The 15,819-nt window shown below is 71.0% G+C and carries 12 protein-coding genes; 2 read left to right on the plus strand and 10 right to left on the minus strand.

Translation table 11 applies throughout. The features are described 5' to 3' along the window. Positions 1-195: 195 nt before the first annotated feature. Positions 196-3,558 carry a S8 family peptidase gene (locus DEJ46_RS08200; protein ID WP_150264883.1) on the minus strand — a complete coding sequence of 1,121 codons (3,363 nt, stop codon included), beginning with the start codon at positions 3,556-3,558 and terminating at the stop codon, positions 196-198. Between the two features lie 299 nt (positions 3,559-3,857). Beyond that, complete coding sequence (locus tag DEJ46_RS08205) at positions 3,858-4,145, minus strand: hypothetical protein (RefSeq protein ID WP_150264884.1); 288 nt, start codon at positions 4,143-4,145, stop codon at positions 3,858-3,860. A gap of 119 nt (positions 4,146-4,264) precedes the next feature. On the opposite strand from DEJ46_RS08205, the gene DEJ46_RS08210 reads away from it, so the two are divergent. Together DEJ46_RS08210 and DEJ46_RS40725 are read left to right on the plus strand one after the other, a co-directional pair. Beyond that, positions 4,265-5,305 (plus strand): LuxR C-terminal-related transcriptional regulator, encoded by a 1,041-nt coding sequence (locus DEJ46_RS08210; RefSeq protein WP_223834563.1) that lies wholly within the window; start codon positions 4,265-4,267, stop codon positions 5,303-5,305. A 420-nt stretch (positions 5,306-5,725) separates the two neighbouring features. Then, on the plus strand, positions 5,726-5,860 hold the full coding sequence (locus DEJ46_RS40725) for a hypothetical protein (protein WP_317852227.1): 135 nt from the start codon (positions 5,726-5,728) through the stop codon (positions 5,858-5,860). A 168-nt stretch (positions 5,861-6,028) separates the two neighbouring features. Here DEJ46_RS40725 and DEJ46_RS08220 read toward each other — a convergent pair whose 3' ends face one another. The 8 genes from DEJ46_RS08220 to DEJ46_RS08255 form a co-directional block, all read right to left on the minus strand. Continuing rightward, positions 6,029-6,742 carry an alpha/beta fold hydrolase gene (locus DEJ46_RS08220; RefSeq protein ID WP_150264885.1) on the minus strand — a complete coding sequence of 238 codons (714 nt, stop codon included), beginning with the start codon at positions 6,740-6,742 and terminating at the stop codon, positions 6,029-6,031. Between the two features lie 169 nt (positions 6,743-6,911). After that, positions 6,912-7,709, minus strand: a complete 798-nt coding sequence (locus DEJ46_RS08225) for a helix-turn-helix domain-containing protein (protein ID WP_223834564.1) — start codon at positions 7,707-7,709, stop codon at positions 6,912-6,914. 148 nt (positions 7,710-7,857) lie between these two features. Next, positions 7,858-8,709: an alpha/beta fold hydrolase gene (locus DEJ46_RS08230; RefSeq protein ID WP_150264887.1), complete on the minus strand. Its 852-nt coding sequence runs from the start codon at positions 8,707-8,709 to the stop codon at positions 7,858-7,860. A gap of 138 nt (positions 8,710-8,847) precedes the next feature. After that, complete coding sequence (locus tag DEJ46_RS08235; RefSeq protein ID WP_150264888.1) at positions 8,848-10,095, minus strand: PucR family transcriptional regulator; 1,248 nt, start codon at positions 10,093-10,095, stop codon at positions 8,848-8,850. A gap of 137 nt (positions 10,096-10,232) precedes the next feature. Continuing rightward, a complete protein-coding gene (locus DEJ46_RS08240; protein WP_150264889.1) occupies positions 10,233-13,106 on the minus strand; it encodes a helix-turn-helix transcriptional regulator in 2,874 nt (957 codons plus the stop codon). 60 nt (positions 13,107-13,166) lie between these two features. After that, a complete protein-coding gene (locus tag DEJ46_RS08245) occupies positions 13,167-13,781 on the minus strand; it encodes an FMN reductase (RefSeq protein WP_150264890.1) in 615 nt (204 codons plus the stop codon). After that, complete coding sequence (locus tag DEJ46_RS08250) at positions 13,778-14,863, minus strand: LLM class flavin-dependent oxidoreductase (protein ID WP_150264891.1); 1,086 nt, start codon at positions 14,861-14,863, stop codon at positions 13,778-13,780. The genes DEJ46_RS08245 and DEJ46_RS08250 overlap by 4 nt, the downstream gene beginning before the upstream one ends. Before the next feature lie 116 nt (positions 14,864-14,979). Further along, positions 14,980-15,816 (minus strand): alpha/beta fold hydrolase, encoded by an 837-nt coding sequence (locus DEJ46_RS08255; protein WP_150264892.1) that lies wholly within the window; start codon positions 15,814-15,816, stop codon positions 14,980-14,982. Positions 15,817-15,819 lie beyond the last annotated feature (3 nt).

Consider the following 15,819-nt stretch of genomic DNA (forward strand, 5'->3'; position numbering starts at 1 on the left):
CGACCCTGATCCGTCGGACAGGCCCCAGGACCGTCGAACTCCCATCTGCCCCACGACGCCATGCACGCGCTCTCGCCGCACCGGGCACAAGCCCGAGTACGTCCAGTACGAGGGCTTGAGCCCGGCACACCGAGAGCACGCACCTGACGCCGCGGGTCCGCCCTTCGGGCGACGACGGGAGTTCGACGACAGGACCTAGCGGCGGGTCTTGTGCACGGTGACGACGTCGGCGCGGTGCCGGCCGCCGTTGTGGTGGAGGACGGTCAGCAACTCGCCACCGCGGGCCCCCGGTGCGGCGTGGACCGCGAGGGAGGTGCCGGGCAGGGCGAGGTGGGTCACCGCGGGGTCGCCTGCGCCCTCGACCCGGTAGGTGGGGGCGAGCGGGTCGTAGGCGACGGGTGCGTCGAGCTCGTCGACGACCGCGCTGCCAGGGGCACGGTAGAAGCCGCCCACCGCCACGGTGTAGCTGATCGGGTGGGAAGCGGCGGCCGGGTCGATGCCCAGAGCGCTCAGTCTGACCGGCAGGACGACGACGTTGGTGTCGAACGTGTTGGTGTCCACATCGCCGAAGTGACTGTTGACGGGCTGAGTGTCGACCGAGGTGAAGCCGCCGCCCGGACGCGGCTTGCGCAGGTCGACGGTGTTGACCAGGAGGACGTCGCTGCGAGGCGCCTTGACCACGTAGGACTCGAAGTCGGGCGTTCCGTCGCCGGTGGTGTCGATCCGGACGTACGGAACCGTGTTGCTGCCGATGTTGGCCCAGTCGCCCCAGGTCACCACCGCGAAGGCGGCCAGTGCGTCCTGTGCCCTTCCCGCCGCGCGGGCCTGCGGGGCGGTGCTGGTGGCTCCGACGTAGCGCAGGTCCCCGCCACGGGCGGTGGCGTTGAGAACACAGCGTCCACCGGTACTGTCGGCGCAGTCGGGCATCCGCGGTGACCGGGCTCCGAGTTCGAAGGCGCTGATCAGTGAGCGGTAGGCGGAGGCTCCCTCGCCCTGATCGAGACCGCGGCCGGTGAGCTTCAGCAGAGCGCGCGCGTTCTCGCCGCGCGGGGTGACGGTGCGGGGAACCCGTATCGTGGAAACCGGCTTGGGCGAGGCCGCGACCGGGACCCGCAGAGTCTGGTCGGCGCCCTGACGCGGGGTGAGCAACAGGCGGCCCGAGGCGTCGCCGACGAACTGACGGGCGAGTCCGCCCTGGACCGGTTCCATGGCCGGTTCCATGGCCTTGCGGAGCTCTCGCGCGTCGTCGACGCGCAGGGTGACGGTCACCTTCGCCGATCCGTGCGCGGGGATGCGTACCCGGGTGGGAGAGACGGTGAAGCGCACGCCGGGCATGGTCGCGATCGTCTGGTACGAGGCGTCGAACACCTGGGCGTGGCCGCTCTTGTTGACGACACGCACGGTCTTCGTCCGCTTCAGCCGCCGCTCCACCTCCACGACGCCGAAGGACGCGCTGACGGCGCCGGGATCGTCGGTGACGTAGGCGAGGGTTCCCGTGCGCAGCGCGGCGAGGGCGTCGATCCTTCCGGCGCCGACCCGCTGCGGGGTGAGGGGGGTGCCGTCGTCGGCCGTGACGTCATGTCCCGCGGTGTTCATCGCGGCGGCCTTGGCCTCTTCGTAGGTCCACTCCGGATGGGCCTGGCGGATGAGGGCCATGACGCCGGTGGCGTGCGGGGCCGACATCGAGGTGCCGGAGTAGACGGCGCGGTCGGTCCCACTGCCGCTGAACGCAGCGGCGATGGTGTCACCGGGCGCCGAGATGTCGGGCTTGACGACGGGGCCGCGGATGCCGCGCGAGGTAAAGACGGAGGCGGTGTCGGTGAGCCGCTCGTCGTACGTCGGAACGCTGGCCCGGTCGGATCCGACGAGCCGCAGCCGCAGGGTTCCCGCCTCCACGGCGGGCCGGAGCGCCTCGCTGGACGTCATCGTGAACTGGAACATCGGCATGTCCGCCGTCCCGGTGATCCGGGCCGTGAAGTGGTCCAGTTCGGAGCTGAGCACCACGGCCGCGGCACCGGCCTTCCGTGCGTGGGAAGCACGGGCCACCGATCCGCACTCGAGGCCTTCGATGGTCCGCTGGCCGTTCATCTCCAGCCAGACCGTCTTCCCGGCGACGGCCGCGGTCTCCTCGGGCGTGTACGCCTTGCAGCCCTGCGCGTTGTGTGCCGGGAGGGGGACGACGTCACGGCTCAGATCGAGGGCGTCCATGCCGGTGAACGCGAGACTGAACTGGCCCTGCTGGACACCGGCCTGTGCGGCGGGCCCCTCGACTCGGGCCCCGTCGCGCAGGAAGTACGAGTCGCGGGTGCTGCCGACCGTGAGCGCCTCCGGCGCCAGGCTGCCCGGTGAGCCGGCGACATCGTACAGGTCGCCTCCGTTGCCGGCGGAGAACACCGTCAGCACATCGTGCTGCGCGAGCTTGCGGACGAACAGCGACAGGGGGTCGTCGACGCTGTTGTAGTTGCTGCTGAGAGCGAGGCTGACGATGTCGAGCTTGTCGCCGAAGTCGCCGTCCCCGTTGGGATCGAGCGCGTGGTCCAAGGCCTTCGCGGTGAGCGCGGAGGTGAGTCCGTTGCAGCCGAAGACCTTCAGAGCGTAGAGGGAAGCCTCCGGGGCCATGCCGGGGCCGACGCGCATCGAGCGGACGGTCTCCGGGGTGAGATCGGCGTAGTCGTCGGTGAAGGTGGACCCGTCGGCGTTGACGCCCTGGGAGGCGATGATGCTGGCGCCGTGCGTGCCGTGATGGCCGCAGGAGATCGGGTTGGGGTCGGGCACCGGGGTGGTGGAGCCGAGCCGCCCGGACGCGTCGTAGGCGTCTCCCACGAAGTCGGTGCCTCCGATCACCTTCGCGGTGGGGAAGGTACCGGGGGCCACCACGGTGGGATCGATCGCGCGGTACGCGGCCGGGGTACCGGGTCCACCGAATGCCGCGTGGGTGTAGTCGATTCCGTCGTCGACGATGCCGATGCGGATGCCCTTACCGGTTCTGCCGGTCTGTTGCCAGGCATTGAGGGCCCCCGTGAGCTGCACGGAACTGGTGCTGCTCTTCTCCTGGGCGGTGATCGGGCGGATGGAGCGTACGTCGGGACGCTCGGCGAGGAGCCGTACACCGTCGAGATCGGCCTCGACGAGGAGACCGGGTACGGCATTGCCGGTGACCGCGAGAACCTTCGTGGTCCGGTCCGCGTCGCGCAGGATGTCGGCGACTCGTTCGGCGTGGCTGTCGACGGCGCGGCGGGCGTCCTTGGCTGCTCGCCGCGCCGCCTGCTCGCCGGAGCCACGACGGGTCTGTGCCGTGGACGCGTCGAGTGCGGAGCCGACAGCGAGCTCCACGAACACCGTGGCACGGCCTTCGTCGTGGGTCGGCCGAGGCGCGAGGCCGGCAGACAGCCCGCCGGGGGTCCGCTGCGATCCGGCGACCGCGGCGGCAAGCCCGTCGCCGGTGGCCGCGCCCACGGTGGTGGCGGCGGTGGTGGCGGTGGTGGTGGCGAGCGCGAGCGCCGCCGCGAGAGTCGCTGCCCTTCGGAAGCGTCTTGTGCGCTGGGAGTGTTGCGGCAAGCCAATCAACCTCTTCCGTCCGGTTCCCTTGTCGCGCCAGGGGTATGGAGCGCGCCCGGTCGGGCGGCTGCCACCTCCTCCCCCGGTCAGCCTCCCCAGGTGAGGTCGTACGGCGCGATGAGGCCGGCAGTGCTCTCGGATCGGGGTACGTTCCGGTGCATGGAGGGTCTCCACTCACGAGGGTTGGTCGGAGGTGCCCTCATGGTGTGGGGGAGGCGGAAAGACACGGAAGCGATCGGTGTTTCCTCATCCGGCCATGTCCCAAACCGGCCATGCCCGTCGCGGGGCCGGACCGGTGATCAGCTGAGGACGCTCAGCACGACCTCGCACCGGGCGAGCCGCCAACCGCTGAGGCCAGGGCTGGCACGGAGAGCGGTATGGCACAGCTCGGCCACCTGTTCCTCGGCCGCTTCGACGGTGCGGGCCAGGACGAAGACGCCGAGAACGGGTCCCGACGGCCCGTCGGGATGGCACGAGACATGCTGTACCCGAGGGTCCCTCCGGATCTCTTCCCCGGCCAGGTGCATCTCCTCGCCCCACATCCCGCCGACGGCGGGTGGGGCGAACTGGGCATGAACCAGATACATAGATCCTCCGGGGCGATCGAAATGGATGCGGAGGCTCCGGGGCACGCTGGGGCAGATGTGCCGGAGTCGCCTTCCGCAGGCATGTCAGTTACGACAGAATCCTTGGCATGCCACTATCAATGACAGGCACATCGATGTTGCGGGCGTTAGGGCTGGATCCCGTCACCGAGCGGGTGTACCGAGCGATGCTGGCCCACCCTGACGAGGACGCGCCCCAGCTCGCGGCCCGGCTGCACCTATCGGTCGACGCTCTGGGGCCGGCTCTCGACAAGCTCAGTGAACTCTCCTTGATCTATCCGGACGCCCGCGAGTCCGAGGCACCCAGGGCGCTCCGGCCCGAGACGGCGGCGGGAATACTGCTCGCCCGTCAGGAGGCCGCGCTCGCGGCCCAGCGGCAGCGCACGGAAGAGGCCCGGGTCGCGGCTGCCCGACTCGTCGCCGAGTACGACTCAGCCCATCCTTACGCCGAAGGCGACACAGTCGAGCGCCTCCACGGAATCCATACGATTCGACGACAACTCGCCCAGCTGGGCGCCGACGCACGATGCTCGGTGATGACCTTCGCCGCGGGCGGTGGGCACAGCGAGGATGACCTGAAGGCCAGCCGCGGCCCCAACGAAGCGTTACTGGCCCGTGGCGTCCGCTCACGGACAGTCTATTTGGACAGCGCGCGGAATCACGGCCCTACCCGGGAGCACGTGGAATGGCTGGGACGTTGCGGTGCCAAGGTTCGCACCGTGCCCTCCCTCCCCCTCAGGATGATCATCGTCGACCGGGAAACGGCCGTGCTCCCCATGAACGTCGCCGACGCCCGTGACGCGGCGATCGTGGTGCGGGAACCGAGTCTCGTGGCGGCTCTCTGTGCCCTCTTCGAGCAGACCTGGTCCGACGCCCGTCCCTTGGACTGCCCGACTCCCGACCAACCACGACTCAAGGACAAAGCATTGGATCGGCGGGAACAGGAGGTGCTCCGGCTCTTGGCCGAGGGGCACACGGACGAGTCGATGGCCAAGCGACTCGGCATCTCCTCACGCAGCGCCCGCCGGATCGTCGCCGGCTTGTTGCACCGCCTGCACGCGCGCAGCCGATTCGAGGCGGGCATCCTCGCGGTACTGGCCGGCTGGCTCCCGTACGGTGTGCCCCGGCACCCTCCGGAGTAGGCCGGACGAGCCACCCGTACGTCCGCCGGGGTCGATCGATGGAGACTCCTGGTGAACCTTGGAGGGCGCACCGGGCGGGGCCTCACCTCGGGTCGTCGACAAGCAGAAGGGGTGCCTCACTGCCGCCGGTGCCCAAGCGCGGGCGAGAGCCCAGGCCGCTGAGCCACCCGGCGGCCGTGACGCAGTGGGCAGTGAGTTCTTTCCAACCTGACGGTGCGGAAGGGTGGTTGGCTCGCTGCACGAGCAGGCATCCCTCGCGGCGCCGCAACACCTGCGAGGCGCCTGCCAGGTTGGGCATGGCGGTACTGGATCCCCAGTCACAGTCTCTCAGTGGGGAGAATCTGGCGAGTACATGCAGCTCCGGGGAGCGCCTGGGGAGAATCGACCGCGTGAATCGGTGTCATCGTGAAAGCCCCGGAAATGAGCAAAGCCACAGGTCAGCATGACTCACCCGGCCATCTGCACCGGGCGGGCGGCTATCCGTTCGCGGTGGTGCTGATGGCGGTGGTGTGCACGAGCCTGTACGTGATCTTCAAGAAGAAGGACTGGCTGTAGCCACCCACCCCAGACCGCGCGGCCCGACGGTACGGGCGGATGTGCGCGACCGCTGCGACTGCCACCAGGGCGCCTGCCCGCACCTTTCCCCCGCGCTTGGCCGACTTGTTCCGGAGCTCGCCTCCGACGCCTCCGTTGCCTTCCGTGTCGTCGCGGGGGGCCGGTCGGTCAGCTCGACGCTCGTACCGCGTCCCTGATCAGGTCGGCGACCCGTGTGGGCTCGGAGAGGACGACTGCGTGGGAGGCGTCCGGAAGTTCGACGACGACGGCGCCGGCCCGTGCGGCGCCGAAGCGCTGGACTTCGGGGCTGATCACGCGGTCCGCCCCGGCCACCAGGGCCCAGGAGGGTTTGGTCCGCCACGCCGCCGCGGACGCGGTCTCGGTGAAGGCGACCGTGGCGAGCGGGCGTTGGGCCGCCGCCAGGACGCCGGAGATGTCCTCGGGCACGTCCGCCGCGAACACCGCGGAGAACGCGGTCTCCTCGATGGTGACCTCGACCCCGGAGTCGCCGTCGAGGAGCGGGTAGGTCCACTGCTTCAGGCTGCCCGTCGACGGGGGCTCGGGGAAGGCCCCTTGGAGCTCGCCGATGCTCTCGCCCTCGTGGGGTACGAAGGCGGCCACGTAGACGAGCCCCACGACGTTCTGCGCGGTGCCGGCCACGGTGATCAGCGCGCCGCCGTAAGAGTGGCCGACGAGTACGGCCGGGCCGTCGAGCTGGGCCAGGACGGAGGAGAGGTAGGCGGAGTCCGGCGTCAGGCCCCGCAGCGGGTTCGACGGAGCGATCACCGGGATGCCGCTGCTCCGCAGTTCCGCGATGACGCCTATCCAGCCCGTCGCGTCGGCGAAGGCACCGTGTACGAGGACGACGGTGGGGTTGGTCATGCGAGTTCTCTTCTCGGTGTCGGGCCGCGTGTGGGGCGTCGTCACGACGGTCACGGTGCGGGTGCGGCCCGGAGTTCGGCTGGAGGCCCGTGCGACTGTCACTCACGGTAGAGCCGTGGAAGGGGCACCTCTTGTCCGTGCGTGCCTCTGCGCTGTCATGACGGCGCACTCACGGCTCAGCGCCTTCGCTCGTCCTGGGCGTCGGCGCGAAGGCCGAGGTCGCCAGCGCCTGCCATTCGCTGGGGCTCATGCCGTAGGCGCCACGGAAGGTGCGGCTGAAGTGCGAGGGGCTGCTGAAGCCCCAGCGTTGTGCCACCGCGGCCATGGTGATCCTCCGGCTGGAGCGGCCCAGTTCGAGCCGGCAGAACTCGAGCCTGCGCCGCCGCACCCATTGGCTCACCGTGCTGCCGTCGTTCTGGAAGAGCTTCTGCAGGTACCGGACGGAGATGTGGTGGGCGCGTGCGATCGACTCCGGGGAGAGGTCCGGGTCCATCAGATGTTCTTCGATGTGGGCGCGGATCCGGGACAGCATCTCGTTGACGGTCCCGGACGCGTCGCCGGCCTCGTCCGTCGTGTCCGCTTCGAGGAGCTCCATGACCAGGACGGAGAGGAGGTGTACGGCCGTCCGGGCACGCCGGTCCCCGATCGTGGACCGGCGGAACTCCTCCTTGGCGGCGAGCGCGGTCAGGAAGTCGGACGCCAGCGCCCCGATCCCCTCCCCGCCTCGTACGGGTACGCCGAGCACCCGGCCCAGTTCCGCCTCCGTGACGCCCAGGTAGCACCGGGGCACCCGGAAGAAGATCATCTGGCAGTCCTCGCCGAACCGCAGCAGATGCCGCCGGGCCGGGTCGCAGAAGACCAGGTCGTTCGGCTCCAGCAGGGTCCTGGCGCGTTCGTGGACGACGGTGACGGAGCCACGGACATGGACGCCGAGGTAGACGTGGGTACGGTCGTTCGTCTCCGGCATCTCTGAAAGCATCTGGACCAGCCACCCCGAGCGGGAGGAGGGCGCGGCCGGTCCGGACGCTTGCCGGGGTACCCGTTCGGGCGCACGGGACATCGTTGTGGGGGTCATGGGGAGTCCTAGCGTAGGTGCGTGCGGGCGGAGGGCTGATTCACACCCCGTTCGACGGCTCCTCGGCCAGGAACTTCTCCACCACGGCGTTGAAGGCCGGCGGGTTCTCCAGGAAGGGGAAGTGCGAGCTCGCGACGTCGGAGGCGAAGACGTGCAGGCGTGCGCCGGGAATCCGCTCGGCGACGAAGCGCTGCGAATCGGGGTGCACATGGCTTCCCTCACAGCCGATCACCAAGGTCGGCACATCGATCCGGGGAAGCACGTCGCGCCAGTCCTGCGCGCAGTGGTCGAAGAGCAGCGGTACGCCCGCGTAGGCGGGTGTCGACCGGATCTGCTCGCCGACGAAGGCCAGCACCTCGGGGTCGGGCTCGCCGGAGAACATGCCGCGCACGAAGTCGGCGCGGACCGTGTCGCCCTCCGGCCCCGCGAGGGCCGCACCCAGGTACAACAGCCCCGACACGTCGAAGATGGCGCCGGAGTCCCGCTGTTCCCGCTCGGTCATCCAGGGCACGGCGGCGACCGCCGCGGGCTGGTCGACGGCGACGAAGCGACGGATCCGTCCGGTCCCGTACTGGTCGATGAAGCTCCACCACACGGAGACGCCCATGGACCAGCCCAGTGCGTCGAAACGGGCCAGCCCGAGATGGTCGACGAGTTCGAGCACGTCGCGGGAGAGGCGGGCGATGCGGTAGCCGTGATGCGGCTTGCCGGATTCCCCGTGGCCGCGGAGGTCGACGGTGACGACGCGACGGCCGGGTGCCAACCCCTCGGTCTGGTGGCGGAACATCACCTGCGTCTGCCCCCAGCCGTGCAGCATCACCAGCGGGACGCCCTCGCCGCCGGTGTCCCGGTACGCGAGCCGTACGCCGTCCGTCGTGATCAGTTCCTTCATGACCTCTCCCCTGGTCAGAGGCGGTACATCGGTCCCGCCCGTCCCAACATCATCGAATGGGGCCCGCCGCCCCCACCACCGCGAGCTGTAGGAATCGGGCCGTGGATCCTCCTCGCTTTGTCGAAGCGGACCCACGGGTCAGACGGCTCCGGCGCCGCCCGGGGCGAGGAGTTCCTCGATCCTGAGGCCGAGGTGCAGAGTGAGCCGGTGGGCGCCGTCGTCGAGGTCGAGACCGGTGATCTCCTGGATCTGGCGCAGGCGGTAGTAGAGCGAGGTGCGGTGGATTCCCAGCGTGTCCGCGGTGCGGGGAATCGATCCCGCGTGTTCGAGGAAGCAGCGCAGGGTGTCCCGCAGGCGGTCGCCGCCATGAGCGTCGCTCAGGGCGCGGAGCGGCTTCGGGACCAGCGACGCGTTCAGGGCGTGCTCGGGGAGCTGGAGCAGCACCGCGAGCTCCCCGAGCAGCTCCCAGTCACCGGCGCCCTTCAGGGTGGGCAGCCGGCGTGCCGCGCGTGCCGCCACCAGCGCCTGCTCGTACGACGTCCGTGCGTCGCCCAGGCCGGGGTGCCGGCCGCCGACGCCGATCACGGGGTCCGCCGACGGGCCCAGGAAGGTGTGGAGTTCGTCCAGGATGCGAGCGGACTGTGCGGTGACCTCGTCCTGGCCGGGCGGGCGGTCCCGCAGCTGGAGCAGCGTCGCCCGCTCCTTCCCGATCGCGATGAGGCCCTGGGCGGAACGCGTCTGCCGGAACCCCTCCAGCGCCCCCCACAAGGCCGCCTCGGACTGCCGCACGAGCTCGGTCGCGCGGCTCAGCCGGACGACGGTGACCAGGACGTGCTCGGCTGCTCCGAGCAGTCCGAGTTCCCTGCCTCGCCGCCGTGCGGCGGTGTGGGCGGCGGCGTCGGCGCCGACGAGTTCGAGGACGAGGTCCCGCTCGTCGGCCTTCCGGGTGTCGGTGGCGATGTGCTCTCCGTGCATCTGGGCGGCCATGGCGTCCGCGGCCAGGGCGATGGCACGTGTCTCGTGCTCCGTGAGCGTCTTCTCGGGCACGACCACCACGAGCAGTCCGAGGAGATGCCCGCGTTCGCGCAGCGGCACGACGTAACGGGGCAGCAGTCCGAGATCGTCACGGCCCTCGATGAATCCGGCTCGGGACCACTGGGTCACGCCCTGGGCGAGGACGTAGCGGATCGTCGCGTTGTCGGCGCGGCCCTGCAACAGGGTGCCGATGCGGACCGGGTCCTCGTCGCCGAAGTGGCGGCTCGTGCAGACCATGCGGACCAGCGGGTCGTCGACGGCGACGGACCGGCCGAGCCGCTCCGCGAGCTCGTCGACAAGCGCCTGGAGCTCGGGGCTGCCGGGGCGGGCTCGCTGGAGCCTTACGGTCATGCGCTGTTCCTCTCTCGACCAACGATTCCCCGCGGGCTTCGCCATTCCGCGGCTCTTGATCATTCTGAGGAAGCGACGACGTCGGCACATCGCACGAATCGTCCATTGCCATGAGGCCCACAGGGGATACGAAGCGGCTACTCTCCGCTGTCACGATGCCTGACCAGCCGGGCCAGCTCCGCGCGCGAGGTGATGTCCAGCTTGGTGAAGGCCCGGCGCAGGTGCGAACTCACCGTGTGCGGCGAGACGGAGAGGTGCTCGGCCACCTGTTGGTTGGTCAGCCCCCGGGCCACGAGCCGTACCACCCGTATCTCCGCGGCCGTCAGCTCGGGCCACGCAGCGGAGAGTCCGGCCGCCGAGGGCCGGCGGCGGACACCGGCGGCCCGCAGGCGTCGGCGGACGCGTTCGGCGTCCCGCTCGGCGCCCGCTCGCGCGTAGAGCGCGAGGGCCGTGTCGAAGTACGGCACCGCTTCGGGCTTGCGGGTGGCGGCCAGCTTGCGTCCGGTGTCCTCCAGTGCCGACGCCCGGGCCAACGGCCGAGGGCAGTCCTCGTACAGCCGGACGGCGCGTACGAGAGAGGCGAGGTCGTTGTCGAGGAGCCCCCGGGCGTGCGCGGCGGTGGCGGCGAGGAACGTGAGGCCGGGGTTGAGCACGGCCAGTCGCTCGGCCAGGGCGACTGCCTGCGCGGCCCGTTCGTGCGCGCCGGCACGCAGGGAGAGGCGGACGAGGACCGGGGCGTCGGCGGGGTCGACCAAGCCGGCGTAGGCCGGCCGGTCCGCGGCGGGCGACGTCATCACCTCGTCGAGTTCGGCCATGGCACGGTCGGGCAGGCCTTCGGAGTCGGCCATCAGTGCCAGCATCCAGGAACCGAAGTGCCGGACGACGGGGGCACCGTCGCTCCGCATGCGCCTCGCCTCCGCCGCGTACGCTCGTGCGGTCCGCCGGTCGCCGGTGTGGAGGGCGACGCGCATCATCACGTACCGGAGCGTGACGTCGGCGAGGTTGCCCGGGCCGAGATCGTCGGTCGTCGCGGACGCGGCTTCGGCGTCGGCCCGGGCGTCCGCCAGCCGTCCGGCCTCCAGGAGGATGCGGGACCGGGTCATGAGCCACATGCCGGTGGCCGCCGTCCGGCCCTGCTCCCTGGTGATCCGGATGCCCTCGTCCGCGGCGGCGAGCGCCTCCGCCGAGCGTCCGGTGGTGTTCGACAGGAGAGCGTGCCACAAGGCCTCCGGAACCCACAGCGAGGTGCTGACGCCCAGTGCGTCGGCCAGCGCCTCGGCCCTCTCGGCCTGCCGGAACGCCTCGGTCAGGTCCATGCGGTGGAAACTCACGGCGGAGCGGACCGTCGTCAGCGTCGCCTCCGCGGAGCGGTCCCCCGCTGCCGCCGCGGCCTCCCACGCCTCCGCGGCGACCCGCTCGGCCTTCGCGTGCTCGCCCGCCATCGACAGGCCGACGGCGAGCATGGCGAGCAGCCGCCCCCTGACGTCCACGGGGATCCCGGACAGTGCCGCCCCGGCGCGGGCCTGCCGGGCCGCCTCGGAGAAGTCGAACGGTACGGCGAGGCGGGCCAGGGCGAGGCGTACGCGCGCCTCGTCCTCGGGTGCGAGACCGCCGGTCGCCAGGGCGGATGCTCCCAGCTCGCGCGCCTGGGCCGCCCGGCCCGTCTGCCAGAGCAGCGGGATCGCCTCGGCGATGATCCGCGGCCGCTCCGGAGCGTCCGCCGCGGTGAGTTCCAGGGCCTTGAGGGCCCGTTCCGCGGCGGGTCCGGGAGCGGTGGGCGCGAGTTCCGCCGCGGCGGTGCGCAGCCGGTCGGCCTCCGCCGCGTCTCCCGGCCCCGCTCTCCCGGCCTCCGCCGCGTCTTCCGGTGCTCTCCCTGCCGACGGCCCGGGCTGCTCGACAGAGGAGGCCGCGCTCCCCGGCGACAGCTCGGCGGCCTGACCGCGCAGGGCCAGACGCAGGGACAGCGGAAGGCCGGCTTCCACCGCCTCGCGGATCAGTGCGTGGCGGAAGGCGAGGCGATCGCCGCTTTCGGTGAGCAGATCGGCGTCGAGGGATTCCCGTACCGCGGTGATGAGCGCCGCCGAGGACCTGCCGAGCAGTTCGGCCAGCAGCGCGACGGTGACCGGGGCGCCCACGGCGGCCGCCGTCTGGACCAGCGCCCGTGCCTCGTCGGACAGCTGGTCGAGGCGACGCACGACCGAGGGGATTTCCCGTGGGGCGGGTGGTCCGGCCGGCAGTCCGGCCGTGCCGTTCTCGATCGTCACCGACTCCCGCAGCGAGCCGAGCAGCGCGACCAGCAGCTGCGGGACCCCTTCGGCGCGGCGGACGACGCGGAGGACGTCCGGGCCGGGGGCGGCGCCCAGGACGTCCTCGGTGATCCGTGTGGTGGCCTGGTCGTCCAGCGCTCCCAGCACCAGCTCGTGTGCGCCTGCCTGCCGGATCCTGTCCAGCGTCGTGCGCACTCCCGAGGGCACGCTGCCGCCGCGCACGGCGACCAGCCACAGGATGGCGTGCGACGAGAGTCCGGCCGCGAGGGTGTTGAAGGTGAGAAGGGTCAGATCGTCGCACCACTGGAGGTCGTCGAGGACGACGAGCAAGGGGCCGTTTCGAGCGGTCTCCCTCAGACGGTCCCCCAGTTCCTGGAGCAGCCAGAAGCGCTGGCCGGGTGTCGTGGCAAGGTCCCTGAGGCGGACGGCGCCCGGCAGCGGTTCCTCGCCGGAGAGCAGACCGTCGAGCAGCGGGCCGAGCGGCACGAACTGTTCGTCGGGGTCCGCCGCACCCTCGAACACCCTCGTCCCGCGCCGCCTCGCGGCTGCCGCGGCCTCCGCGAGGATCCTGGACCTGCCGATACCGACGGGGCCTTCGACGCGGATGATTCCGCCCTCGCCCCGGTCGAGCGCGTCGAGCCGCGCCGCGATGAACGCCAGTTCGGCGTCCCTGCCGCGGAGGGGTGTCCGTAGACCCTCGGTTTCCTCGGGCACGGTCCTTGTCGTCACTCGGTTCACGCTCATACGGCGGAACAGTATGAACGATATGAGCCACCCCACCGTCGCCGGGCCCGGGGGCTCGCCTCAGTCGAAGCGCAGGTCGGCGAGTTGCCGTTCGAGGACCGTGACGTCGTCCTCGGGTTCTTCACCGACCGGGCGCGCCGCCATGAGCGCGGCGAGCTCGACGCCCGCCCGGCGGACGCGGCGGGGAAGACCGTCGGTGTACTCGTCTCCCCCCGAGCCCCAGTCCTCGGAGGCCGCGAACACGGCGGTGGGGACGACGACGGCACGGAGATGGGCGAAGAGCGGGCGCACGGCGTGCTCGAGGACCAGGGAGTGGCGGGCGGTACCGCCCGTCGCCGCGGTCAGGACCGGCTTCCCGGAGAGGGCGTCCGGATCGATCACGTCGAAGAAGGACTTGAAGAGACCGCTGTAGGAAGCCGCGAACACGGGAGTCACCACGATCAGGCCGTCGGCCGCCGTCACCGCGTCGATCCCGGCGCTCAGTCGCGGCGGCGGAAAGCCGGTCACGAGGTGGTTGGCGATGTCGCCGGCGAGATCCCGCAGCTCCACGACCTCGGTCGACGGCGCCTGCCCCCGGGCGGCGAGTTCGTCGCGGGCCGCCTCGGCCAGCCGGTCCGCGAGCAGGCGGGTGGAGGAGGGGGTGCTCAGCCCCGCGGAGACGACGATCAGCTTCATGCTGCGGACACCTCCCGGACGGCCCGAAGGGACGCGTGCGTGGGGGCCTCCGGCACGTCGGCCGGACGCCCCTTGGCGAATTCGCTCCGCAGCACGGGCACGACCTCTTCGCCGAGGATGTCCAGCTGTTCGAGGACGGTCTTCAGAGGCAGGCCCGCGTGGTCCATCAGGAACAGCTGGCGCTGGTAGTCGCCGACGCTCTCCCGGAACGACAGGGTCCGCTCGATGACCTGCTGGGGAGAGCCCACCGTCAGCGGGGTCTGTTCGGTGAAGTCCTCCAGCGACGGGCCATGGCCGTACACGGGAGCGTTGTCGAAGTAGGGGCGGAACTCCCGAACGGCGTCCTGGGAGTTCTTGCGCATGAAGACCTGTCCGCCCAGGCCGACGACGGCGTCCTCCGGCCGGCCGTGGCCGTGGTGCGCGAACCGGCGCCGGTAGAGCTGCACCATGCGCCGGGTGTGGTCGGCCGGCCAGAAGATGTTGTTGTGGAAGAAGCCGTCTCCGTAGAAGGCGGCCTGCTCCGCGATCTCGGGCGACCTGATGGATCCGTGCCAGACGAACGGCGGGACGCCGCCCAGGGGCCGGGGTGTCGAGGTGAAGGCCTGGAGCGGCGTACGGAACGTGCCTTCCCAGTCCACGACGTCCTCACGCCACAGCCGGCGCAGCAGGGCGTAGTTCTCCTTGGCGAGGTCGATGCCCTGGCGGATGTCCTGCCCGAACCACGGGTAGACCGGACCCGTGTTGCCGCGCCCCAGCATGAGGTCGACCCGGCCGTCGGCCAGGTGCTGGAGCATCGCGTAGTCCTCGGCGATCTTCACCGGGTCGTTGGTGGTGATCAGCGTCGTGGACGTGGACAGGATCAGCTTCTCGGTGCGGGCCGCGATGTAGCCGAGCATGGTCGTCGGCGACGACGGGACGAACGGCGGGTTGTGGTGCTCGCCTGTGGCGAAGACGTCCAGGCCCACCTCCTCGGCCTTGAGGGCGATGGCGACCATCGCCTTGATGCGCTCGTGTTCGGTCGGAGTGCGACCGTCGGTGGGGTCGGGGGTCACGTCCCCGACGGTGAATATGCCGAACTGCATGGGGTGTCCGCTCTCCTGAGCTCGGCCGGCTCCCGCGCAGGGAACCGGGGACGGGGGGCCGGGGCCGGGGTGACGCCGGGGGCTCCGGCGTCACCCGGCGGGGCAACGGTGTGGCGTCACTTCGCCAGGAAGGCGAGGAGCGCGGTGTTGACCTCTTCGGCGTGGGTCCACAGCAGGCCGTGCGGGGCGCCCTCGATCTCGACGTAGTCGGCGGATGCGAGCGCCTTGTGGAAGGGGCGCGCGGTGTTCTCGGCGGGCAGGATGCGGTCGGCCGTGCCGTGCAGGATCAGGGCGGGCACGTCGACGGCGGGAATGTCGGCGCGGAAGTCGGTGTACCAGGTCGACGGCGCGGCGGACGCGGCGAAGGAGCCGCCGCCGGCCGCGGTGTTCCAGCTGTTGCGGACGGCCTCCTCGCTGATGCGGGTGCCCAGGTTCTCGTCGAGGTTGTAGAAGTCGTTGAAGAAGGCGGTGTAGTAGGCGTAGCGGTCGGCCTTGACGGCGGCGACGATTCCGTCGAAGAACTCCTTAGGCGCGACGCCGTCCGGGTTGTCGTCGGTCTTGAGCAGGCAGGGCTCGAGCGAGGCCAGGAAGGCGACCTTGGCGACGCGGCCGGAGCCGTACGTGGACACGTAGCGGGCGACCTCTCCGGTGCCCATGGAGAAACCGACCAGGACGGCGTCCTTCAGGTCGAGGGTCTCCAGCACGGTGTTCAGGTCGGCCGCGAAGGTGTCGTAGTCGTAGCCGACGGCCGGCTGGGAGGACTGCCCGAAACCGCGGCGGTCGTACGTGATCACGCGGTAGCCGGCGTCGAGCAGTGCGGCGCTCTGGCGCTCCCAGGAGTGGCCGTCGAGCGGAAAGCCGTGGATGAGGACGACCGGCTGCCCGGCACCCCGGTCCTCGAAGTACAGCTCGATGGGGTTGGTGTTCTCCTGGCCCACGGTGATGTACGGCATGGG

Source organism: Streptomyces venezuelae (assembly GCF_008642375.1).
Lineage (GTDB): Bacteria > Actinomycetota > Actinomycetes > Streptomycetales > Streptomycetaceae > Streptomyces > Streptomyces venezuelae_G.